Origin of the sequence: Roseateles saccharophilus (assembly GCF_004342485.1) — a bacterium.
Taxonomy (GTDB): Bacteria; Pseudomonadota; Gammaproteobacteria; order Burkholderiales; family Burkholderiaceae_C; genus Pelomonas; species Pelomonas saccharophila.
This window is the reverse complement of sequence record NZ_SMBU01000029.1, coordinates 52,058-72,248: the sequence shown is the minus strand read 5'-3', so window position 1 is coordinate 72,248 and position 20,191 is coordinate 52,058. Positions and strand designations below refer to the sequence as shown.

Sequence of the window (20,191 nt, the reverse complement as noted above, 5' to 3'; positions counted from 1 at the left end):
CCCATTGCTGACCTCTGCGCGGACGTATCACGCGGTTCAACCGTCAACTCGCGCTCCAATTCCTGGCCGCAGGGATGGTGGTCACGGATTCAGGATGTTCCTAACCATCGGCGGCGGCGGCTACTTCTTCATCCAGTCCTGGAAACGGTCCGAGAAGATGCAGAAGCGCATGGACAGGCTGCTGCTGAAGATCCCGGTGTTCGGCGACCTGATGTACAAGTCCGCTGTCGCGCGCTGGACGCGCACGCTGGCCACCATGTTCGCGGCCGGCGTGCCTCTCGTCGAAGCACTGGATTCGGTGGGCGGCGCATCGGGCAATGCGGTCTTCCAGGAGGCGACCGAGCAGATCCAACGCGACGTGTCCACGGGCTCCGCGCTGACGACATCGATGCAGACCACGGGCATCTTCCCGACCATGGTGCTGCAGATGGCCTCCATCGGCGAGGAATCCGGCTCGCTGGACCACATGCTGGGCAAGGCCGCCGAGTTCTACGAGGACGAGGTGGACGAGGCCGTCAAGGGGCTGTCGGCGCTGATGGAGCCTTTCATCATCGTGATCCTGGGCGGCCTGATCGGGGGCATCGTCGTGTCGATGTACATGCCCATCTTCAAGCTCGGTCAGGTGGTCTGAAGTGCCTGGGCGGCGCGTGCCGCCCGCTTCCGACCCGTTTAAATGCGGTTAGATTCCGCGCCCAAATAGACGCCGCGCACTTCCACCATGCCCACCGTTTCCCTCGACTGGTCCGTCTGGCTCTCGCCCTGGGTGCTGGCCATCCTCGGCCTGTGCATCGGCAGCTTCCTGAACGTCGTCATCCACCGCCTGCCGCGCATGATGGAGCGCCAGTGGCTGTGCGACACGGCCGAGTTCCTGCAGGACAGGGACATGCTCCGGCGCCAGTTGGGCAGCGCGGACAAGCGCATCGCCGAGATCGGCGGCTTCGGCGAGAAGCTGGCCGCCAACTGCGACAAACTGCCGCAGCTCAGCCTGTCGCGCCCGCGCTCGCGCTGCCCGCATTGCGGCCATGTGCTGAAGTGGCACGAGAACCTGCCGGTAGTCGGCTGGCTGCGCCTGGGCGGGCGCTGCTCGTCCTGCAAGGCGCCCATCGGCGCGCGCTACCCCGTCGTCGAAGCCGCCACGGCGGCCCTCTTCGCCGCCGTGGCCTGGCACTTCGGGCCGACGCCCGCAACCCTGGTCTATATCACCGCAATCGCGCTGCTGATCGCGGCGGCCTTGATCGACCTGGACACGACCCTGCTGCCCGATGGCCTCAATTTCGCGCTGCTGGGCCTGGGCCTCGCCGCAGCCTGGCAGCACTGGACGCCGGTGAGCCTGCCCGACGCCGCGCTTGGTCTTCTGTTCGGCTACGGCTCGCTGTGGGCCCTGGCCACGCTCTACGAACTGCTACGGCACCGTCGCGGCATGGCCGAGGGCGACTTCAAGCTCTTCGCCGCGCTGGGTGCCCTGCTGGGCTGGCAGCAACTGCTGCCCATCATCCTGCTGTCGTCCGCCGTCGGTGCGGCGGTCGGCATCTTCATGGTACTGGCGCGCGGCCACAAGCGCGAGGTGCCCATCCCGTTCGGCCCCTACCTGGCCGGCGGCGGCCTGGCCGCCCTCTTCTTCGGCCCCGAGCTGCTGCAGCTGCTCTATCCGATGCTGGCAGGATGAGAATAGGCCTGACCGGCGGCATCGGCAGCGGCAAGAGCACAGTTGCCGGCTTCCTGCGCGAGGCCGGCGCGGCCATCGTCGACACCGATGCGATCTCGCGTGCGCTGACGCTGGCGGGCGGCGCGGCCATGCCGGCCATCGGCCAGCAGTTCGGCGCCGAGTTCATCGCCGCCGACGGCGCACTGGACCGTGACCGCATGCGCGCGCTGGCCTTCTCGGACTCCGGCGCCAAGCGTCGGCTGGAAGCCATCCTGCATCCGCTGATCACCGCCAAGGCCCTGGCCGAGGCCGATGCGGCGCCACAGGCCCTCGTCGTCTTCGATGTGCCCCTGCTCGTCGAATCCGGGCGCTGGCGTTCGCGCATCGCGCGCGTCCTCGTCATCGACTGCTCGACCGAGACGCAAATCGCACGCGTGCTGCAGCGCCCGGGCTGGACGCGCGAGCGTGTGGACGGTGCACTCGCCGCGCAGACCTCGCGCCAGGCCCGCCGCGCGGCGGCCGATGCGGTGCTTCTGAACGACGGCATTGCTCTCGCCGCCCTACGAAACGAGGTGCTGAGCCTGGCCGCACGCTGGGGCTGTGAAACAATCACCACGCCCTGACTGAAGTTCCCGCCGTGGTCCTGTACGAGTACCCGTTCAACGAGAGCATCCGCACGATGCTCCGCCTCGAACACCTGTTCGACCGCCTCGGTGCGCTGATGGAGCGCGAGGCCGCGCTGGACCATCACTTCGCGCTGGTCACGCTGTTCGAGATCCTCGATGTCGCATCGCGTGCCGACCTGAAGAGCGACCTGCTGAAGGAGCTCGAGAAGCACAAGGCCCAGTTCAACGCCTACCGCGGCAGCCCTGGTGTCGACGAGGTGAGGCTGGACGAGGTCATCGCCCGCATCGACGGAGCCTTCCAGCGCCTGAATGCACTGAACGGCAAGACCGGGGCCGCGCTGGCCGGCAACGAATGGCTGATGAGCATCCGCAGCCGCATCAGCATCCCCGGCGGCACCTGCGAGTTCGATCTGCCGGCCTACTACAACTGGCAGCAGCTGCTGCCTGTGCGCCGCCGCAAGGACCTGATGGGCTGGGCGCAGACGCTGATGCCGATGGCCGAAGCCCTGCAGGTTCTGCTGGGCCTGCTGCGCGACTCGGGCACGCCGCACAAGGTCGCGGCCCACGCCGGCCAGTTCCAGCAGAGCCTGCCCGCCGGCCGCGTCTACCAGCTGCTGCGCATGCGCATCGACCCCAGCCTGGGCCTGATTCCCGAGATCTCCGGCCACCGCCTGATGGTGTCCATTCGCCTGATGCGCCAGGACGAGGAAGGCCGGCTCAAGCTGGCACCCGAGGACACGGGCTTCGAACTGACGCTGTGCGCATGATGAGTGCGGAAGCCGTCAAGCCGCGCGTCGTCCGCTGCCCGCAATGCGGCGGCGACAGCATCTTCGCGCCCGGCAACAAATGGCGCCCCTTCTGCAGCGAGCGCTGCCGCCAGATCGACCTGGGCGCCTGGGCCAGCGAGAGCTTCCGCGTGCCCGCCACACCGCCCCAGGACCCCGACGAACTCGGGCCCGGCGGCGAACCGCTCATGCATTGAGCAGGCGGCGGGAAACCAGTTCGCGCCGCGCGCTCGCGGCATCGGTGAACAAAAAGGCCTGCCAGGCGCGCGCCAGCGCCGCGTCGACATTGACCGGATGATCGTCGAGGAAGAGCAGATCCTCCGGCCGGGCCTCAAAGTGCCTCTCGGCCATCGCGAAGATCTCGGCGCCCGGCTTGATCTGCTTCACGCGGCCCGAGAACAGCCCGGACTCGAACCACTCGTCCAGCGGATAGGCCTGGCTCAGATGGTCCGCGAACGGCTCGGGCATGTTGGACAGGAAGTGCAGCCTGTGCCCGGCCGCGCGCAGGTCGCGGATCAGCACGACGCTGGCCGGGATGGGCATCAGCTCGTCCGGCACCGCGCGCACGACGGCGGCCACGTCGCCGAGCGGCCAGCCAGTGCGCGCCGCGATGCGGCGCACGACCTCGTCGGCGCCGATCAGGCCCTGGTCGAACAGGCCCCAGTCGCCGCCATAGTTCTGGAAGAACTGCGCCGCCGCCTGGGCGCCCTGCTCCAGCGTCTCGATGCGGTGCGGCCACATGCGCGCCAGAAAACTGGCCGGATGCCAGCGAAACAGCACGCCGCCGAAGTCGAAGACGATCTTCATGCAGCCAGCAGCCGCGCCAGCAGGCCGGCCGTGGAGCCGTCCAGGCCCGTCGTATCACCGTTGTCCAGACGCGGCAGCAGCTGGTTGCACAGGGCCTTGCCGAGCTCCACGCCCCATTGGTCGAAGCTGTTGATGCCCCAGAGCGCGCCGGTCACGAAGACGCGGTGCTCGTAGAGGGCGATCAGCGCGCCCAGCGAACGCGGCGTCAGCGCGTCCAGCACCAGGGTCGTGCTCGGGCGGTTGCCGGGGAAGCTGCGGTGGCGGGCCAGCACCTCGCGGTCCAGCGTGGCCGAGGCCGTCGGCGCCTTCTCGGTCAGCGCCTCGGCGGCCGTCTTTCCCTGCATCAGCGCCTGGCTCTGCGCAAGGCAGTTGGCCAGCAGCTTGCGATGCTGGTCGGCCAGCTTCTCGGCCAGCTCGCCGCTGACGCCATGGTTGGGATGCTTCACGGCGATGAACTCGACCGGGATCACGTCCGTGCCCTGGTGCAGCATCTGGAAATAGGCATGCTGGCCATTCGTGCCAGCCTCGCCCCAGACGACGGGCGAGGTACCCATGGACAACGCATTGCCATCCAGGTCCACGCCCTTGCCGTTGCTCTCCATCTCCAGCTGCTGCAGATAGGCCGGCAGCCGGCGCAGGCCCTGGTGGTAGGGCGCGACGCTGCGGCTCGTGAAGCCGTGGAAGTTGCGGTACCAGATGTCGACGAGGCCCAGCAGCACCGGCAGGTTGCGCTCCGGCGGCGTGCCGGCGAAGTGCCGGTCCATCGCATGCGCGCCGGCCAGCAGTTCGCGGAAGTTGTCGGCGCCGACGGCGATGGCGATCGGCAGGCCGATGACCGACCACAGCGAATAGCGGCCGCCTACCCAGTCCCAGAAGCCGAAGGTGGTGGCTATGCCGAAGGCGGCGGCGGCGGCGGTGTTGCTGCTCGTCGCGACGAAGTGGCGCGCGATGTCCGTGCCGCCGGCCGCCAGGAACCAGGCCTTGGCCGCCTGCGCATTGGCCAGTGTCTCCTGCGTCGTGAAGGTCTTGGACGCGATGACGAAGAGGGTGTGCCGAGCATCCAGGCCCGCCAGCACCGGGGCCAGGTCGTGGCCATCGACGTTGGAGACGAAGTGCAGCCTCAGGTCGCGGCGACCGAAGGCCTGGAGGGCCTGCACGACCATGGCGGGGCCGAGGTCGCTACCGCCGATGCCGATGTGGACCACGTCGGTGATCTCGCCCCGTTCGCCACGGCGCACGCCCTCAGCAAAAGCCAGCATCGCATCGAGCGAGGCCTGCACCTCAAGGTTGAAGGGCACATCGCTGCCGGCCGGCGCGCGCAGCGCCATGTGCAACACCGCGCGGCCTTCGGTCGTGTTGACCGGGTCACCACGCAGCAGCGCGTCGCGCCGCGCTTCGAGGCCGCAGTCGCGGGCCAGCTTCAGCAGCAGGGTCAGCGTGGGCTCATCGACGCGGTTCTTGGATAGATCGGCAAAAACCTCGGGCGCCTCGAAGGACAGCGCGCCGAAGCGGCCCGCATCGGCCTTGTAGGCCGTGCGGATGTCGAAGCCGCGACCGCTCGCGGCGTAATGGGCCTGGAGTTCGGCCCAGACGGGAGAGAGGTCGCAGCGCGTCGTCATGCTCAGGCTTCCTGGATCAGCTTGTCGAGCTTGCCGGCGTCGACGGCGAACAGCCGGATGCCCTCGGCCAGCTTCTCGGTCGCCATCGCGTCCTCGTTCAGCGCGAAGCGGAAGGCCGCCTCGTCCAGATGGACGGCCGGCATCGCGGGCGCCTTGGCCGCATCGAGTGCTCGCTCAAGCTTGGCATCGCTGGCCTGCAGCTGCGCGAGCAGGTCGGGGCTGATGGTCAGCAGGTCGCAGCCGGCCAGCGCCTGGATCTGGCCGATGTTGCGGAAGCTCGCACCCATGACCTCGGTCTTGATGCCGTGCTGCTTGAAGTAGGCATAGATCTGCGTCACCGACTTCACGCCGGGGTCGTTGACGCCGGCCTGCGCCGCCTCGTCCCAGCCGCTGCCGGCCGACTTCTTGTACCAGTCGTAGATGCGGCCGACGAAGGGTGAGATCAGCTGCACCTTGGCCTCGCCACAGGCCACCGCCTGCGCGAATGCGAACAGCAGCGTCAGGTTGCAATGGATGCCCTCGCGCTCCAGCTCGGCCGCGGCCTGGATGCCTTCCCAGGTCGAAGCCAGCTTGATCAGCACGCGGTCACGCGAGATGCCGGCAGCCTCGTACAGGCCGATGATGCGTCGCGCACGCGCGAGGCTGGCGGCCTTGTCGAAGGACAGGCGCGCATCGACCTCGGTCGACACGCGGCCCGGCACGACCTTCAGGATCTCGAGGCCGAAGCGCACGAGGACCTGATCGACGATCTCGTCGAGCGCCTTGCCACGGTGGGCCGCGACGGTCTCCTTCAGCAGCGGCGCGTAATCGGGCGACTGCACCGCCTTCAGGATCAGCGAAGGATTGGTCGTCGCATCGCGCGGCGCGAACTGCGCCAGTTGCAGGAAGTTGCCGGTGTCGGCCACCACCGTCGTGAAGGCCTTGAGCTGGTCGAGCTGGTTCATGGAATGCGCTCCGGATTGACCCGGTGAAGAAACTGCTGCATAGTATTTCACGAAACTTAGTTACACAACGGTTAGCGGCCTCGCACGAGGCGCTGGCCTGGAGACCCCGCAGATGTCTTTCGATCTCGTGTTCTTTGGCGGTACCGGCGACCTGACGTGGCGCAAGCTGATGCCCGCGCTCTTCCAGGCCTTCCGGCACGGCAAGCTGCCCGAAGGCGGTCGCATTCTCGCCGTCGCGCGTGACGACCAGTCCGACGAGCGCTACCGCGAATGGCTGAAGGAACGCTTCCGCGAAGTGGAAGCCGGCAAGCGCCCGAGCGACGAGGAGTTCGAGCGCTTCGCCGCCCTGGTGCACTACCGCCGCATGGACCTGTCCCAGCCCGAGCACTACCAGGGCCTGAAGGATTGGCTGGACGCGCGCAACGCCGACACCGTCGTGCTCTACCTGGCCACCAGCCCGCACCTCTTCACCGGCATCTGCCAGCAGCTCGGCGCCGTGGGTCTGAACCACGCCAAGGTGCGCGTCGTGCTCGAGAAGCCGCTCGGCCACGACCTGGCCAGCGCGCAGCAGATCAACCGCGCGGTGCGCAGCGTCTTCGCCGAGGCCCAGGCGTTCCGCATCGACCACTACCTCGGCAAGCCCTCGGTGCAGAACCTGATGGCCCTGCGCTTCGGCAATGCGCTGTTCGAGCCGCTGTGGCGGCGCGAGAGCATCGCCAACATCCAGATCACGCTGGCCGAGCAGCTCGGCGTGGGCACCCGCGGCGCCTTCTACGACGACACCGGCGCGCTGCGCGACATGATCCAGAACCATGCGCTGCAGCTGCTGACGATGATCGCGATGGAACCGCCGGCCAGCAACGACGCCGACGCCATCCGCGACGAGAAGCTCAAGGTGCTGCGCGCCCTCAAGCCCTTCACGCAGGAGAGCGTGGCGCGCGACGTCGTGCGCGGCCAGTACCGCGCCGGCATGTGCGGCGGCCACCCGGTGCCGGGCTATCTGGAGGAGGTCAAGGTGCCGCAGGACAGCACTTGCGAGACCTTCGTGGCCCTGCGCACCGAGGTGCAGAACTGGCGCTGGGCCGGCGTGCCCTTCTACCTGCGCACCGGCAAGCGCCTGGCCGCCCGCGACGCGCAGATCGTCGTCAACTTCCGGCCCGTGCCGCACCAGATCTTCCCGGGCGCCAGCCTGCCCAACCGCCTCGTCATCAAGCTGCAGCCCGAGGACGGCCTGGAACTGCAGCTGCTGGCTCACAAGGGCACCGGCCCTGGCGAACAGCTGACGCCGGTGTCGCTGGACCTGGACTTCGACAAGGCCTTCGCGACGCAGCGCGTCGGCGCCTACGAGCGCCTGCTGCTGGACGCCATCGCTGGCCGCCTCAATCTCTTCGTGCGCAGCGACGAGCAGGAGCAGGCCTGGCGCTGGGTCGAGCCCATCCTCGACGCCTGGGCCGAGGACGGCAACGGTCCGCGCCCCTACGCCGCCGGCTCCTGGGGCCCGGCCGCGGCCAGCGCGCTGGTCGCGCGTGACGGCTTTGCATGGGCGGAAGAGCAATGAGCATTCTTGAGCGCGTGAAGGCCGCACTGCCGGCCCTTCCCCCGGCCGAGCAGCGCGTCGCCAAGCTGCTGCTGGCCGATGCGCGCAGCTTCGCCAGCCTGCCGGTCAGCGAGCTGGCCGACCGCTCGCACGTCAGCAAGCCCACGGTCGTGCGCTTCTGCCGCAGCGTCGGCTACGACGGCCTGGCCGACTTCAAGCTCAAGCTCGCCGGCAGCGTGAACGAGGGCGTGCCCTTCGTGCACCGGGCGGTGGACGAGGACGACAAGCCGCAGGACATCATCGTCAAGGTGGTCGACAACGCGGTGAGCGCGCTGCTGCACTACCGCAACGACGCCGCCGGCCACGCCTTCGAGCGCGCCATCGAAGCGCTGGCCGACTCGGCCCGCCACGGCAAGCGCATCGAGTTCTACGGTGTCGGCAATTCGGGCATCGTGGCCCAGGACGCCCAGCACAAGTTCTTCCGCCTCGGCGTGAACACGGTGGCGACCAGCGATGGCCACGTGCAGCTGATGAGCGCGACGATGCTGCAGCCGGGCGACTGCGCCGTCATCATCAGCAACTCGGGCCGCAGCCGCGACCTGCTGGACGCGGCCGACATCGCGCGCAAGAAGGGCGCGACCATCATCATCATCACGGCCAGCGCCTCGCCGCTGGCGCAACTGGCGCTGGGGCCCAGCCAGATCCTGCTGGCCGTGGACCACCCCGAGGATTTCGATCGCTACAGCCCGATGGTGTCGCGGCTGCTGCACCTGATCGCGGTGGACATCCTGACGACGGGCGTGGCCCTGAAGCTGGGCCAGCAGCTGCGGCCCATGCTGCAGGAGATCAAGAAGAACCTGCGCGCGAAACGCTACGCAGGCTGAACGAGGCTCAGGCTGCCGCTGGCGGCCAGAACAGCTCGGCCACGCCGTAGACGCGGGCCAGTTCGCGCAGCTTGTCGGGCACGCCTTCGAGCTTGAGCGTAGCGCCCTGCTCGCTACATTGGCGCGCGGCCGACAGCAGCAGGCTGAGCGCCGAGGAGTCGAAGTCTGCGAGCTCGGCGGCCGACAGCCTGACCTCGCGGCCGGCAGCGGCCAGCACCTGGGCGGCCTCGGCGCGCAGGGCCGGCGACAACTGCGCCCAGGCGGCGCGGGCGCCGTCCATGCGCAGCCGGGCGGGCAGCTTCAGGCCGCTCAACATCAGCTCTTCGCGGCGACCGGCGCGCTGGCCTTGGCGTTCTTGTCGGCCAGGCTCTTGATCAGGCCGTCGATGCCGTTGGCGCCGATCTCCTGGGCGAAGCTGTTGCGGTACTGGTCCGCCAGCCAGATGCCGAGCACGTTCACGTCGTAGATCTTCCACTCGGCACCGACCTTCTCGAGACGGTAGTCGAGCTGCACCGGGTCGCCCTTGCCCATGATCTGGGTGCGCACGACGACCTCGGTGTCGCCCGGCTGGGCGCGCAGCGGCTTCAGGCCGATGGTCTGGTCCTTCACCTGAGTCAGCGCGCCGGCATAGGTGCGCATCAGCAGGGTCTTGAACTCGGACTGCAGGCGGCCCTGCTGCTCGGGCGTGGCCTGGCGCCAGAAGCGGCCGACGGCCGAGGCCGTCATGCGCTGGAAGTTCACATAGGGCATCACCTTGGTGTCGACCAGGGCGATGATCTTGGCGATGTTGCCGGCCTGGATGTCCTTGTCGGCCTTGACGGCCTCGATAGTTTCCAGGGAGAGCTGGCGGATCAGCAGGTCGGGCGCGCTGGCGTCGGCCGCGTGGGCGGCGTGCACGAGGCCCAGGCCCAGGGTGGTCACGCCCAGCAGGCGGCGCAGGGTGGTCAGCATTGTCATGATGTCGCTTTCTCAGAACAGGGACCGTCGCTCAACGCGCGAACCCGGGTTTCGGTTCACCGCGTCGGCGCGGATGCAGGCTCGGAGGCGGCCGGCTCAGGCGCGGAAGCGCCGCTGCCGGGCACCAGCACCTCGACCGCGTCGTCATCGTCGAAGCTGCCGCGACGCTGCAGGTAGGCGTCACGGTAGAAGGTGTATTTATCCAGCGCGATGCCTTCCAGCATCTCGCCGGCGCGCAGGAAGTTGGCGCGCGTGTTGACGGCGCTCAGCGCCAGGACGAGCGCCTTCTTCTTGCCATCGTCGAAGATGACGGCCGGCGAGGCCTTCCAGTCGAAGGGCAGTCCGATGGAGTCACGCACCGAGGACGGTCCGAACACCGGCCAGACGATGTAGGCACCGGTGCCCATGCCCCATTTGCCCAGCGTCTTGCCGAAGTCCTGGCTGTTCTTCTCCAGGCCGGCCTCGGTGGCGATGTCGAGCAGGCCGGCGAAGCCGAAGGTCGAGTTCACGGCCACGCGCATGCCCTGGTCCAGGCCCGCCTTGAAGCGGCCCTGCAGCAGCAGGTTCACGGCAGACCAGGCGTCGCCGATGTTGCCGAAGAAGTTGTCGATGCCGGTGCGGATGGGCGACGGCACGACCTCGGAGTAGGCCTTGGCGACGGGCTTGAGCACATGCTCGTCCAGGCTCTCGTTGAAGGCGAAGACCTTGCGGTTCCACGATTCCCAGGGGTCCAGCTTCTGACCCTTGGAGCCCATGACCTTGTCGACCGCGCCTTGCAGCTTGTCGCCGACGCGCTGCACCGTCTGGCACCCGGCCAGGCCTAGCGCCAGCGCCAGCAGCAAGAACCAGCGCGCCAGCCGGCTCACGGCTTGCTCCCCGAAGCGGGGGCGGCACTGCCCATGTCGGCCGCCTTGCTGTTGATGAACTGGCCGATCAGGTTCTCCAGCACGACGGCGCTCTGCGTCTGCTTGATGACGTCGCCGCCGGCGAGGTTCTTCTCGTCCGCACCCGGCTCCAGGCCGATGTACTGCTCGCCGAGCAGGCCCGAGGTCAGGATCTTGGCCGAGCTGTCCTTGGGAAAGAGCGCGCCTTTGGTCAGGTTGATGACGACCTTGGCCTGGAAGGTCTTGTCGTCGAAGCTGATCGACTCGACGCGGCCGACGACCACGCCGGCGCTCTTGACCGCGGCGTTCGGCTTCAAGCCGCCGATGTTGTCGAAACGCGCCGACACCTGGTAGGTCGCGTCGAAATTGAGGCTGAGCAGATTCCCGGCCTTCAGCGCGAGGAAGAGCAACGCCGCGCCGCCCAGCAGCACGAAGAAACCCACCCAGGCGTCATGTCGAGAGGCTTGCATGTGTACTCCCTGACTCCATTCAAATCGAAAACATCATCGCGGTCAGCATGAAGTCCAGCGCCAACACGGCGAGGGACGACAGCACGACGGTGCGCGTGGTGGCCGCCGACACGCCCTCGGGCGTGGGCTTGCAGGCATAGCCCTGCAGCAGCGCGACGAAGGTGACCGTCACACCGAAAACCAGGCTCTTGATGACGCCGTTGCCGACGTCCGCGAACACTTCCACGCCGCCCTGCATCTGCGACCAGAAGGCACCGGAGTCAATGCCGATCAGGGGCACCGCCACCAGCCAGCCGCCGATGATGCCAACGGCCGAGAAAACTGCCGCAAGTAAGGGCATCGCGATGAAACCGCCCCAGAAACGCGGCGCCAGCACCCGCTGCACGGGGTCCACCGCCATCATCTCCATGGCCGTCAGCTGCTCGCCGGCCTTCATCAGGCCGATCTCCGCCGTCAGCGAGGTGCCCGCCCGCCCCGCGAACAACAGCGCGGTGACGACCGGCCCCAGTTCGCGCACCAGGCTGAGCGCGACGAGCAGGCCCACGGCCTCGGCCGAACCATAGCGCTGCAGCGTGTAATAGCCCTGCAGCGCCAGCACGAAGCCGACGAACAGGCCCGACACCCCGATGATGGACAGCGAACGGTTGCCCAGATAGAAGACCTGCTCGCGCACCAGGACGAAGCGCGCCAGTGCCCTGGGCGAGCGGGCCAGTAGCGCGAAGAACAGCCGCGCGCCGGCGCCGACATCGGCCAGCGTCAGCCGCACGCCGGCCCCAATGCGCGCAGCAAAAGCGATCATGCCGACACCCCGAAATCCTCGGCCACGGGCCGGGCCGGCTGATGGAAGCGCACCGGCCCGTCGGCCTCGGCGCCGACGAACTGATGCACCAGCGGATCGCTGCTGTGGCGCAATTCGTCCGGCGTGCCCTGGGCGACGACCCGGCCGTTGGCGATCATGGCCACCTGGTCGGCGATGCCGAAGGTCTCGTGCAGGTCGTGCGACACGATGACGCTGGTCAGCCCGAGCGCATCGTTCAGGTCGCGGATCAGCCGTGCGGCCACGCCCAGCGAGATCGGGTCCAGGCCGGCGAAGGGCTCGTCGTAGAGCACCAGGTCGGGGTCCAACGCGATTGCACGCGCCAGCGCCACGCGCCGCGCCATGCCGCCGGACACTTCGCTCGGCATCAGGTCGCGCGCGCCGCGCAGGCCGACGGCGTTGAGCTTCATCAGCACGAGGTCGCGGATCATGGCCTCGGGCAGGTCGGTGTGCTCGCGCAGCGGGAAGGCGACGTTCTCGAACACGCTGAGGTCGGTGAACAGCGCGCCGAACTGGAACAGCATGCCCATGCGCCGTCGCACGGCGTACAAGCCGTCCAGGTCCAGCGGCGCGAGGTCCTGGCCGTCGAACAGCACCTGGCCCGACAGCGGGCGCAACTGGCGGCCGAGCAGGCGCAGCACGGTGGTCTTGCCGCCGCCCGAGGTGCCGATCAGCGCCAGCACCTTGCCCCGCTCGAGGCTCAGGTTGACGCCGTCAAGGATCACGCGATCGCCGTAGCCGCAGCTGACGTTGCGCAGTTCGATCAGGGGAGCGGTGGAAGTGGAATTCACGCAGGCGGGCCGAGGCCGGGCGGAAACAAAGGGCGCCATGATAGGGGAAACACCAAGCCCCTCCGGCCTGCCGCCGGGGAAGCCCGGAAAGATGCCGTCAAATGCGCCGCAGGCGCGACAGTCGGCCCAGCCTGGTTACGTCTGCTTGCAGACGTCAACCCATGGACACCATGCGACACGGCTGCAAGCGTGTGCCAGTTCACGAATTGCGCCTCTGCCGCGACCAACGCTTGCCGCTGAGCGATGAACGGCCAAGCGCCCCCAAACATAACGTCAAAATCAATGCCAACTGCCATTCAAAGCGCCGCCATGCCACGCCAACACCGTCACGCCACCGCCAGAGGTTTCACGTTGATCGAACTGATGATCGGGGTGGCCATCGTCGCGATCCTGGCCGCGGTGGCGCTGCCGCAATACAAGGACTACGTGTCACGCAGCAGGCTGGCCGACGCCAGCACGGGGCTCTCCACGATCAGGGCGCAGATGGAGCGGTATTTCCAGGACAACCGGACCTATGCCGATACTGGAACCTTCGTCTCCCCCTGCAACAACGCCACTGCATCGGCCAGAACCTTCGGCAGCTTCGTGATCAGTTGCTCGGGCACGCCTGACAACACCCAATTCACGCTGCAGGCGGTCGGCAGCGGGCCGATGGTCGGCTTCACCTACACCATCAACCAGCAGGACGTGCACGCCACCACGGCACTGCCGACGGATTGGGGCAGCGCCTGCGCCACGAAATGGATCATGAAGAAGGGGGACACGTGCTGAAGCGCGCCGCCAGTGCCGGCTTCGGCCTGATCGAGATGCTGGTGGCTATCAGCATCATGGTCGTAATGGCTGCCCTAGCTTTGCCCAGTCTTTCCACTTGGGTCAGCAACGCGCGCATGCGCGCCGTGGCCGATGCGCTCCAGGCCGGCCTGCATGTGGCGCAAACCGAGGCGCAACGGCGGTCGAACACGGTCGTCGTCTTCATGACCGGCAGCCGCGTCTGCGACATCAATGCCACGGCAACTGCCTCAGGCGCCTACTGGCAGGCGCGCCTGGTGCCGGACCTGCTCCAGTCGATCGCCGCCGAAGCCGTGCAATGCGGCGCCCTCCCTGACGTCGGCGAGGGCGTCACGATCACGGCATCCTCGACAGCCCTGTGCTTCGGTGCCGACGGTCGGCAGACGACGGTTTCCAACCCGGCAAGCATCGGCGTCGATTGCACGGCAGCCACGGCCAGCTATCTGGTGCAGCGCAGCGGCAGCGACCGGCGCCTGCAACTCAACGTCAGCATGGCCGGCTCCATCCGAGTGTGCGATCCCGACAAGGCGAGCACGGCGCCTGACGGCTGCCGTTGATCATGATGCCCATTCCCACCCGACGCAGCGCTCGCGGCTACTCTCTGTTGGAGTTGCTGGTGGCCGTACTCATCATCTCCTTCGGGCTGCTGAGCATGATGACCCTGCAGACCCAGATGCTGCGGGCATCGATCGGCAGCGAGGACGGCCAGCGCGCTGCATTGCTGGCCAGCGAGATGGCGGCAACGATCGTGAACGCCAATACCGTCGACCTGCCGCAGTCCGTCGTCGACAACTGGGCAACCAAGGTCGCAGATCCGGGCAACGGCGGGCTGCCCAACGGCGTCGGCACGGTGACCGCGAGCGCCGCCGGCAGCAGCGCTCGCATCACCATCACCTGGCGCCCCGTCCAATCCAACGGCGCGGCCAATGACAACCATCAATACGTCACCGACGTCATCCCATGACTCGCCGATCCCATCCGCACGGCTTTACGCTGCCTGAACTGATGGTGTCGCTCGCCATCGGCCTGGTGCTGGTGCTGGTCATCAGCACGATGGTGGCGCGCCAGGAAGACATTCGCCGCGGCGTCAGCTCGAGCAACGAGCTGTCCAACAACGTCGCCTATTCATCCTTCCTGCTCGACAGGGAACTTCGCAACGCGGGCGCGGGCTTGGTGGGTTCCACCAACTGGGGCTGCCCCTTGGTCGCGTCGCTGAACAACACGCAGCTGCTTCCAAGCCTGCAAGCCTTCCCGGCCCCGTTCGACAGCATTTCCCAAACCTATGTGATTGCGCCGGTCGTCGTCTTCGCAGGTGCCGGCGCGAACGGTTCCGACGTGCTGATGCTGTCGACGGGCAACTCGGGCCTGAGCGAGGCGGCACAGGCCGTCGCGCCGCAGTCGGCAACGGCGGGCCAGGTGCAACTGAGCAACACGCTGGGCATGCGCGGGGGCGACCTGGTCCTGCTGACTCAGGCCGGTCGATGCATGCTGCAGCAGGTAAGCACAGGCTTCGCAGGCGGCACCAGCCCGACCCTCACCTTCGGCGGCACCTATGCCGCAGACACCATCGCCGGCGTGGCACTGACAAGCTTCGCCGACAGCAACACCAGTGGCACAGCCTTTGTCAGCGTGCTGGGCAATGTGACCGGCAACCGGCCCCGCTTCCACCTGATCGGCCTGAATACCAACAACGAGCTGGTCAGCTATGACCTGCTCCGGCTCGCAGGTACAACGCCGCTGGCGCTGGTCGAGGGCGTGGTGGATCTGCGAGTATTGTACGGAGTCGACTCGACCGGTGCACGCAGTGCCGTCGATACCTGGGTTCTGCCCACGGCGGCGGGCTACACCGCGGCAGCGCTTACCAACGGCACGAGCACGGCCCAGACCGCCCTCGGCAACATCCTCGCGGTACGGGTCGGGCTGATCATCCGGAGTGACCAGCAATCCAGGGACGACGTCACCGCCGGTTCGCTGACGCTGTTCGGCGATCTCGGCGACACGCTCAGCCACATTTACACCGTGCCGACGGGCACCACCAACCAACGCTATCGCGCGGTGGAATTCACCGTGCCGCTGAGGAACTCGCGCTTCTGAAGCGCCCCCGCTATGCACCGCCCTGCCCTGTCCCATCCCACCGGTCGCACACAGCGCGGCATCGTGCTCGTGTTCGCGCTGATCACGCTCGTCATCATGCTGATCGGCGCGGTTGCGATCTCGCGTTCCATGAATTCCAGCCAGCTTGGCATCGGCAACATCGGTTTCAAGCGCGACATGACCAATCAGGCCGAGCGTGCCGTTCAGGCAGCGCTCGACGCCGTGCGCACCGGTGGCGTGCTGGCCGACGTGAACGCCCGCAACGGCAACCTGCCTGCGGGCAATTACAGCGCGGTCCTCCTGCCCAGCAATCCCCAGGGCATCCCGCTCGCTCTGCTAGGTTCGGACACGGCCTTCGCCGCAGTAGGAAGCACGTCCAACGATCTGACGGTGTCGGACCTCAAGATCAGCATCCGCTACGTCGTTGACCGCATGGCCACCAGTGCCGGCGCCTGCTCACCCGCCAATTGCACGATGCTCAACGACATCGTCTATGGCGGAGCCTCCACGGAGCTGATCAGCGCGCAGAACAACAGCAGCGCGGCCAACAGCAGCAATCCGTCGGCCGTGACGCCGCAGGCCATCTACCGCGTCAGCGTGCGCGTCAAGGGCCCGCGCAACACCCTGTCGTTCTACCAGTCCACCTTCACGGCCAACTGACGCCCTCCGACTTGAAACGGTGCCCCATGAAACGCGACTCCCGGCTCCTACTTCTTCAGGCGATGGTGATCGCCGCTGGCACACTGATCGCCGCCCGCGCAACGCACGCACAGGTTCGGCTCTCCGACCAACCCGTGTTCACCAGCGTGTCCGTGCCCGGCAACGTGGCACTCGCGCTGTCGGTCGAATACCCAACGGCCATCAGCGTGGCCCACTCCAACCGGACGTATTCGTCCGCCAACACCTACATCGGCTACTTCGATCCGAACAAGTGCTATGTCTACCGCTACACCGACGGCACCGGCATCGACAACTACTTTTACCCCGCCGGCGCTGCCACCAACCGGACCTGCAGCGGCAAATGGAGCGGCAACTACCTGAACTGGGCCTCGATGCAAACCATCGACCCCTTCCGCTGGGCCTTGACGGGAGGATATCGCGTCACCGACACGACCAGCCTCACCGTGCTCGAAAAGGCCTGGGGCTCCAACCAGGGCAGCACCAGCAACTTCCCTGACAGCTCGGTTTCGGGCTCGACCGCCGTCTCGGGAGCAACTCCTTTCGGCACGGCCGCCGGTATCGCCACGCGCATCTGGTCCCTGGGCAACAAGATGCGCTTCATGACGTCGACAAGCGGCGTGCCGAGCCCGAACTACACCAATACGGCAACGCCTTACAACCCGGGCGCGGCCTACAGCAACGGCACGCTCTACGAGATGTTCATCCGCGTCAAGGTCTGCGACCCCAGCCCGGCTGCGGGCGGGCTCGAAAGCAACTGCGCCCTCTACGGCGGCAACTCCTACAAGCCCACCGGGCTGATGCAGCAGTATTCAGACAGGATCCGCTTCAGCGCGTTCGGCTACCTGAACGACAGCAACTTGCAGCGCGACGGCGGCGTAATGCGCGCGCGGCAGAAATTCATCGGCCCCACCATGCCTGTACCAGGCAGTTCGCCCGTGACGAACCCGAAGGCCGAATGGGATCCCGCCACCGGCATCTTCATCGCCAACCCGGATCCCGTCGACGCCGCCGCCACGACTACCGCCACGGGTGTGACGGTTAGCAACAGCGGCGTGACGGGTTACCTCAACAACTTCGGCGAGTTGGGTAGCACGCACACCTACAAGACCTACGACAACGTCAGCGAGATGTACTACGCCGTACAGCGCTACTTCCGCAACCTCGGTAACGTGAGCGCCTGGACTTCGATGTCGAGCGCCACGACGGCACAGAAGACCACCTATGTCGACAATTTCCCGGTGATCACGTCCTGGGACGATCCCATCCAGTACTCCTGCCAACGCAACTTCATCCTCGGCATCGGCGACGTGAACACGCACGCCGACCGCAATCTGCCTGGCGCTACTGGCGCCTCCGAACCGGCCAAGCCAATCGAAGTCGCCAACGACACCACCATGAATGCGGTCGACTGGACCAACAAGGTCGGCGTTCTACAGGGCATGGGCAGTTCGCTCGGCACATTGCAAGGCATCAACACCCCTGCCTGCTGCAACAACAATGGCGCGCTGATGGCCGGTCTGGCCTACTGGGCCAACACCAACGACATCCGCCCCGACCTGCCAGGCATCCAGAACATCCAGACCTACTGGCTGGACGTGATGGAGTACCAGGTGTTCAAGCCCAATAACCAGTTCTATCTGACGGCGAAATACGGTGGCTTCAACCCGCCGGCCAGCTTCACGCCAGCCACGGCCACGGCGTCTCAGTTCGCCAACAACGCCGCGACGAAATCCTGGTGGTCCACCACGACCGACGTGATGCCGGACGGCAGCCCCCGACCCGACAACTTCTACACGGCGGGGCAGGCTAGCCTGATGGTCAGTGGCCTCGCCAAGGCCTTCTCCAGCATCGCCACCAAGCTGGCCGCCTATTCGACGTCCTTCTCGACCTCGCAGCCACAGGTTTCCACGTTGGGAGTGTCCACCTATGCGGCCAAGTACGATTCGAAATACTGGGTCGGCGACGTAATCGCGTCGCAGACCAGCTTCGACGCCAACTCGGGTGCCCCGACCTCGACGGCTCAGTGGAACTTCGGCACGACGCTGATGAGCCAGGCCTCTGGCACCGGCTGGGATACCGGCCGCAACATCGTGACCTACAACCCGAGCACCAATGCGGGCATTGCCTTCCGCACGGCCTCGCTGGCCACCAGCCAGGTCACTGCGCTGACACCCACATACGGCAGCGGAAACACCGCGGCGACCCTCCTCAACTACATCCGCGGCGATCGCAGCAACGAGGTGTCTTCGACAGCTAGCGGCTCGACCCACGCCTATCGCGACCGCACCAACCTGCTGGGCGACATCGTCAATGCCAAGACCGTTCCAGTGGGTTCGCCGGCATTCCCGTACTCGAGCGCATTCAACCCCGGCTACGACACCTTCAAGTCGACCTATGCCAACCGTGCACCCATGGTCTACGCGGCGGCGAACGATGGCTTGCTGCACGCCATCGATGGCAGCCTCACCAGCACCACGCTGTCCGGCAGTTCTCCGGGCAAGGAGCTCTGGGCCTACGTGCCCAATGCCGTCATCAGCGGCCCGACTGGCTACCCCAGCGTTGACGGCCTAGCCTCGCTAGGCAATCCCAATTTCGTCCACCACTACCTGGCAGACGCCACACCGACAATGGCGGACGTCGATTTCGGCCGCACCTCCGGTGGTACGGGCACGGCCGACTGGCGAACGCTGTTGATCGGCGGCCTAGGCAAAGGCGGCAAGGCGCTGTACGCGATCGACGTCACCAACCCCGCCAGCGTGACAAGCGAAGGCACCGCCGCACAGAAGGTGCTGTGGGAGTTCTCGGACAGCGCACTGGGCTTCACCTATGGCCAGCCTATCGTGACCAAGACCCGGAAATACGGCTGGGTCGTGATCGCCGGTTCGGGCTACAACAACGCCGATGGCAAGGCCTACTTCTTCTTCATCAACCCACGCAATGGCGCTCTGCTCGAGAAGGTCGCCGCGCCCTGCTCGCCGGCCTGCTCCAGCACCAACCAGAGCGGTATGGCCCACATCAACGCCTTCGTACTGAACGGCGCCGACGGTTATGCGGACGCCATCTACGGCGGCGACCTGCTGGGCAGCATCTGGCGCCTGGACGTGACCGGCGGCAGCGGCAGCAGCTACCCGACCCCGATCCGTTTTGCCATGCTGACCGCGTCGGACGGCAGCGCTGTGCCCATCACCACCAAGCCGCTGCCGGTGGTTCAACCACGCACCAATCTGCGCTTTGTGACCATCGGTTCCGGACGCATGCTGGACCAGAGCGACATCAGCAGCACCCAATCTCAGCGATTCTTCGCGATCCTGGACGGCACCAATGCTGCGTTCAGCCAGGATGGCAGCATCAGCGGCACGACATCCAGCTTGCCGACGGGAGTGACATTTCCGATCACCGTTGCGCAGTTGGCCGCGCGAACTTCACTCACGACACAGACCTTGCTGGACCTGCGTAGCCAGCTGGGCTGGTATGTCGACCTTGGTGTGTCCGCCGGCGGTTCGGGCTGGCGCGTACTGACCGACTCCACGTCCTTCTACGGCACTGTGGCCTTCGCAGCCACATCGCCAACCTCGACGGATGCCTGCTCGCCTGACGGCCAGAGTCGGGTCTATGTGCTGGATCTCGGCTCTGGCTACTGCGCCCTCAACACCACCGACAGCAACTGCTACGCCAGCAACTTCACCGGCATCATCACCGACCTGCGCTTCATCAGCCGCAACGTCAACGGTGTTGGCAAGCTCAGCCTGGTGGGAGGTACGAGCACGGGCGGGATGCTGAATCCGCAGTTGAAGCAGTCGCCCGGGATCGGCATCAAACGCCTGAACGTGCGCGAGATCATCGTCAACTGACGACAGCCCG

At 66.8% G+C, this 20,191-nt stretch carries 21 protein-coding genes and 1 pseudogene; 13 read left to right on the top strand and 9 right to left on the bottom strand.

The annotated features are described in order from the left end of the window. Window positions 1-94: 94 nt before the first annotated feature. From EV671_RS19895 to EV671_RS19875, 5 genes and pseudogenes are all read left to right on the top strand, one after another. A pseudogene (locus tag EV671_RS19895) lies at window positions 95-631 on the top strand (type II secretion system F family protein); the annotation flags it as partial. 87 nt (window positions 632-718) lie between these two features. After that, window positions 719-1,666: a prepilin peptidase gene (locus EV671_RS19890; protein ID WP_132574986.1), complete on the top strand. Its 948-nt coding sequence runs from the start codon at window positions 719-721 to the stop codon at window positions 1,664-1,666. Beyond that, window positions 1,663-2,268, top strand: coding sequence for a dephospho-CoA kinase (gene coaE, locus EV671_RS19885; protein ID WP_132574984.1), 606 nt, complete (start codon window positions 1,663-1,665; stop codon window positions 2,266-2,268). The genes EV671_RS19890 and coaE overlap by 4 nt, the downstream gene beginning before the upstream one ends. A gap of 14 nt (window positions 2,269-2,282) precedes the next feature. Further along, complete coding sequence (gene zapD, locus EV671_RS19880) at window positions 2,283-3,038, top strand: cell division protein ZapD (protein ID WP_132574982.1); 756 nt, start codon at window positions 2,283-2,285, stop codon at window positions 3,036-3,038. Then, the gene (locus EV671_RS19875; RefSeq protein WP_132574980.1) at window positions 3,038-3,253 is read left to right on the top strand and encodes a DNA gyrase inhibitor YacG; all 216 of its coding nucleotides are present in this window, start codon (window positions 3,038-3,040) and stop codon (window positions 3,251-3,253) included. Before zapD ends, EV671_RS19875 begins: the two co-directional genes overlap by 1 nt. Here EV671_RS19875 and EV671_RS19870 read toward each other — a convergent pair. From EV671_RS19870 to tal, 3 genes are read right to left on the bottom strand one after another with little or no spacing between them, the layout of a single operon-like run. Then, window positions 3,243-3,863: an HAD family hydrolase gene (locus EV671_RS19870; RefSeq protein WP_132574978.1), complete on the bottom strand. Its 621-nt coding sequence runs from the start codon at window positions 3,861-3,863 to the stop codon at window positions 3,243-3,245. The two genes, EV671_RS19875 and EV671_RS19870, sit on opposite strands and share 11 nt — an antisense overlap. Next, complete coding sequence (gene pgi / locus EV671_RS19865) at window positions 3,860-5,482, bottom strand: glucose-6-phosphate isomerase (RefSeq protein WP_132574976.1); 1,623 nt, start codon at window positions 5,480-5,482, stop codon at window positions 3,860-3,862. The genes EV671_RS19870 and pgi overlap by 4 nt, the downstream gene beginning before the upstream one ends. Window positions 5,483-5,484: 2 nt before the next feature. Beyond that, window positions 5,485-6,426: a transaldolase gene (tal, locus tag EV671_RS19860; protein WP_132574974.1), complete on the bottom strand. Its 942-nt coding sequence runs from the start codon at window positions 6,424-6,426 to the stop codon at window positions 5,485-5,487. 112 nt (window positions 6,427-6,538) lie between these two features. On the opposite strand from tal, the gene zwf reads away from it, so the two are divergent. Together zwf and EV671_RS19850 are read left to right on the top strand one after the other, a co-directional pair. Further along, the gene (gene zwf / locus EV671_RS19855; RefSeq protein WP_132574972.1) at window positions 6,539-7,984 is read left to right on the top strand and encodes a glucose-6-phosphate dehydrogenase; all 1,446 of its coding nucleotides are present in this window, start codon (window positions 6,539-6,541) and stop codon (window positions 7,982-7,984) included. 2 nt (window positions 7,985-7,986) lie between these two features. Further along, window positions 7,987-8,847: a MurR/RpiR family transcriptional regulator gene (locus tag EV671_RS19850; RefSeq protein ID WP_132574998.1), complete on the top strand. Its 861-nt coding sequence runs from the start codon at window positions 7,987-7,989 to the stop codon at window positions 8,845-8,847. Window positions 8,848-8,854: 7 nt separating this feature from the next. On the opposite strand, the gene EV671_RS19845 is transcribed toward EV671_RS19850, so the two are convergent. Genes EV671_RS19845 through EV671_RS19820 form a run of 6 tightly spaced genes read right to left on the bottom strand, consistent with a single transcriptional unit; the run spans window position 8,855 to window position 12,805 of the window. After that, entirely contained in the window at window positions 8,855-9,163 is a 309-nt protein-coding gene (locus EV671_RS19845; RefSeq protein WP_132574970.1) for an STAS domain-containing protein, read from the bottom strand. Continuing rightward, window positions 9,163-9,804: an MlaC/ttg2D family ABC transporter substrate-binding protein gene (locus tag EV671_RS19840; RefSeq protein WP_132574968.1), complete on the bottom strand. Its 642-nt coding sequence runs from the start codon at window positions 9,802-9,804 to the stop codon at window positions 9,163-9,165. Before EV671_RS19840 ends, EV671_RS19845 begins: the two co-directional genes overlap by 1 nt. A gap of 56 nt (window positions 9,805-9,860) precedes the next feature. Next, on the bottom strand, window positions 9,861-10,670 hold the full coding sequence (locus EV671_RS19835) for an MlaA family lipoprotein (RefSeq protein ID WP_132574966.1): 810 nt from the start codon (window positions 10,668-10,670) through the stop codon (window positions 9,861-9,863). After that, complete coding sequence (gene mlaD / locus EV671_RS19830) at window positions 10,667-11,158, bottom strand: outer membrane lipid asymmetry maintenance protein MlaD (protein ID WP_132574964.1); 492 nt, start codon at window positions 11,156-11,158, stop codon at window positions 10,667-10,669. The genes EV671_RS19835 and mlaD overlap by 4 nt, the downstream gene beginning before the upstream one ends. A 19-nt stretch (window positions 11,159-11,177) precedes the next feature. Then, entirely contained in the window at window positions 11,178-11,957 is a 780-nt protein-coding gene (gene mlaE, locus EV671_RS19825) for a lipid asymmetry maintenance ABC transporter permease subunit MlaE (RefSeq protein ID WP_132574962.1), read from the bottom strand. Beyond that, entirely contained in the window at window positions 11,954-12,805 is an 852-nt protein-coding gene (locus EV671_RS19820) for an ABC transporter ATP-binding protein (RefSeq protein WP_132574960.1), read from the bottom strand. Before EV671_RS19820 ends, mlaE begins: the two co-directional genes overlap by 4 nt. A 243-nt stretch (window positions 12,806-13,048) precedes the next feature. Between EV671_RS19820 and EV671_RS19815 the strand changes: the two genes are divergently transcribed. The 6 genes from EV671_RS19815 to EV671_RS19790 are packed head-to-tail and all read left to right on the top strand — an operon-like array spanning window position 13,049 to window position 20,181. Further along, window positions 13,049-13,537 (top strand): type IV pilin protein, encoded by a 489-nt coding sequence (locus EV671_RS19815; RefSeq protein WP_338139949.1) that lies wholly within the window; start codon window positions 13,049-13,051, stop codon window positions 13,535-13,537. Next, on the top strand, window positions 13,531-14,112 hold the full coding sequence (locus EV671_RS19810; RefSeq protein WP_165917649.1) for a pilus assembly FimT family protein: 582 nt from the start codon (window positions 13,531-13,533) through the stop codon (window positions 14,110-14,112). The genes EV671_RS19815 and EV671_RS19810 overlap by 7 nt, the downstream gene beginning before the upstream one ends. A 2-nt stretch (window positions 14,113-14,114) precedes the next feature. Beyond that, a complete protein-coding gene (locus EV671_RS19805) occupies window positions 14,115-14,519 on the top strand; it encodes a type IV pilus modification PilV family protein (protein WP_132574954.1) in 405 nt (134 codons plus the stop codon). After that, window positions 14,516-15,649, top strand: a complete 1,134-nt coding sequence (locus tag EV671_RS19800) for a PilW family protein (RefSeq protein ID WP_132574952.1) — start codon at window positions 14,516-14,518, stop codon at window positions 15,647-15,649. Before EV671_RS19805 ends, EV671_RS19800 begins: the two co-directional genes overlap by 4 nt. A gap of 12 nt (window positions 15,650-15,661) precedes the next feature. Continuing rightward, complete coding sequence (locus tag EV671_RS19795; protein WP_132574950.1) at window positions 15,662-16,309, top strand: pilus assembly PilX family protein; 648 nt, start codon at window positions 15,662-15,664, stop codon at window positions 16,307-16,309. Between the two features lie 26 nt (window positions 16,310-16,335). Next, window positions 16,336-20,181, top strand: a complete 3,846-nt coding sequence (locus EV671_RS19790) for a pilus assembly protein (protein ID WP_132574948.1) — start codon at window positions 16,336-16,338, stop codon at window positions 20,179-20,181. Window positions 20,182-20,191 lie beyond the last annotated feature (10 nt).

Bases quoted from the DNA above. Each gene is read 5' to 3' on its own strand.
- EV671_RS19890 (WP_132574986.1), top strand. From the start codon at position 719: ATGCCCACCGTTTCCCTCGACTGGTCCGTCTGGCTCTCGCCCTGGGTG.
- zwf (WP_132574972.1), top strand. From the start codon at position 6,539: ATGTCTTTCGATCTCGTGTTCTTTGGCGGTACCGGCGACCTGACGTGG.
- mlaE (WP_132574962.1), bottom strand. From the start codon at position 11,957: ATGATCGCTTTTGCTGCGCGCATTGGGGCCGGCGTGCGGCTGACGCTG.
- EV671_RS19790 (WP_132574948.1), top strand. From the start codon at position 16,336: ATGAAACGCGACTCCCGGCTCCTACTTCTTCAGGCGATGGTGATCGCC.
- EV671_RS19815 (WP_338139949.1), top strand. From the start codon at position 13,049: ATGCCAACTGCCATTCAAAGCGCCGCCATGCCACGCCAACACCGTCAC.
- EV671_RS19875 (WP_132574980.1), top strand. From the start codon at position 3,038: ATGAGTGCGGAAGCCGTCAAGCCGCGCGTCGTCCGCTGCCCGCAATGC.
- EV671_RS19800 (WP_132574952.1), top strand. From the start codon at position 14,516: ATGACTCGCCGATCCCATCCGCACGGCTTTACGCTGCCTGAACTGATG.
- EV671_RS19870 (WP_132574978.1), bottom strand. From the start codon at position 3,863: ATGAAGATCGTCTTCGACTTCGGCGGCGTGCTGTTTCGCTGGCATCCG.
- tal (WP_132574974.1), bottom strand. From the start codon at position 6,426: ATGAACCAGCTCGACCAGCTCAAGGCCTTCACGACGGTGGTGGCCGAC.
- pgi (WP_132574976.1), bottom strand. From the start codon at position 5,482: ATGACGACGCGCTGCGACCTCTCTCCCGTCTGGGCCGAACTCCAGGCC.
- EV671_RS19840 (WP_132574968.1), bottom strand. From the start codon at position 9,804: ATGACAATGCTGACCACCCTGCGCCGCCTGCTGGGCGTGACCACCCTG.
- EV671_RS19805 (WP_132574954.1), top strand. From the start codon at position 14,115: ATGATGCCCATTCCCACCCGACGCAGCGCTCGCGGCTACTCTCTGTTG.
- EV671_RS19795 (WP_132574950.1), top strand. From the start codon at position 15,662: ATGCACCGCCCTGCCCTGTCCCATCCCACCGGTCGCACACAGCGCGGC.
- coaE (WP_132574984.1), top strand. From the start codon at position 1,663: ATGAGAATAGGCCTGACCGGCGGCATCGGCAGCGGCAAGAGCACAGTT.
- EV671_RS19820 (WP_132574960.1), bottom strand. From the start codon at position 12,805: ATGGCGCCCTTTGTTTCCGCCCGGCCTCGGCCCGCCTGCGTGAATTCC.
- mlaD (WP_132574964.1), bottom strand. From the start codon at position 11,158: ATGCAAGCCTCTCGACATGACGCCTGGGTGGGTTTCTTCGTGCTGCTG.
- EV671_RS19845 (WP_132574970.1), bottom strand. From the start codon at position 9,163: ATGTTGAGCGGCCTGAAGCTGCCCGCCCGGCTGCGCATGGACGGCGCC.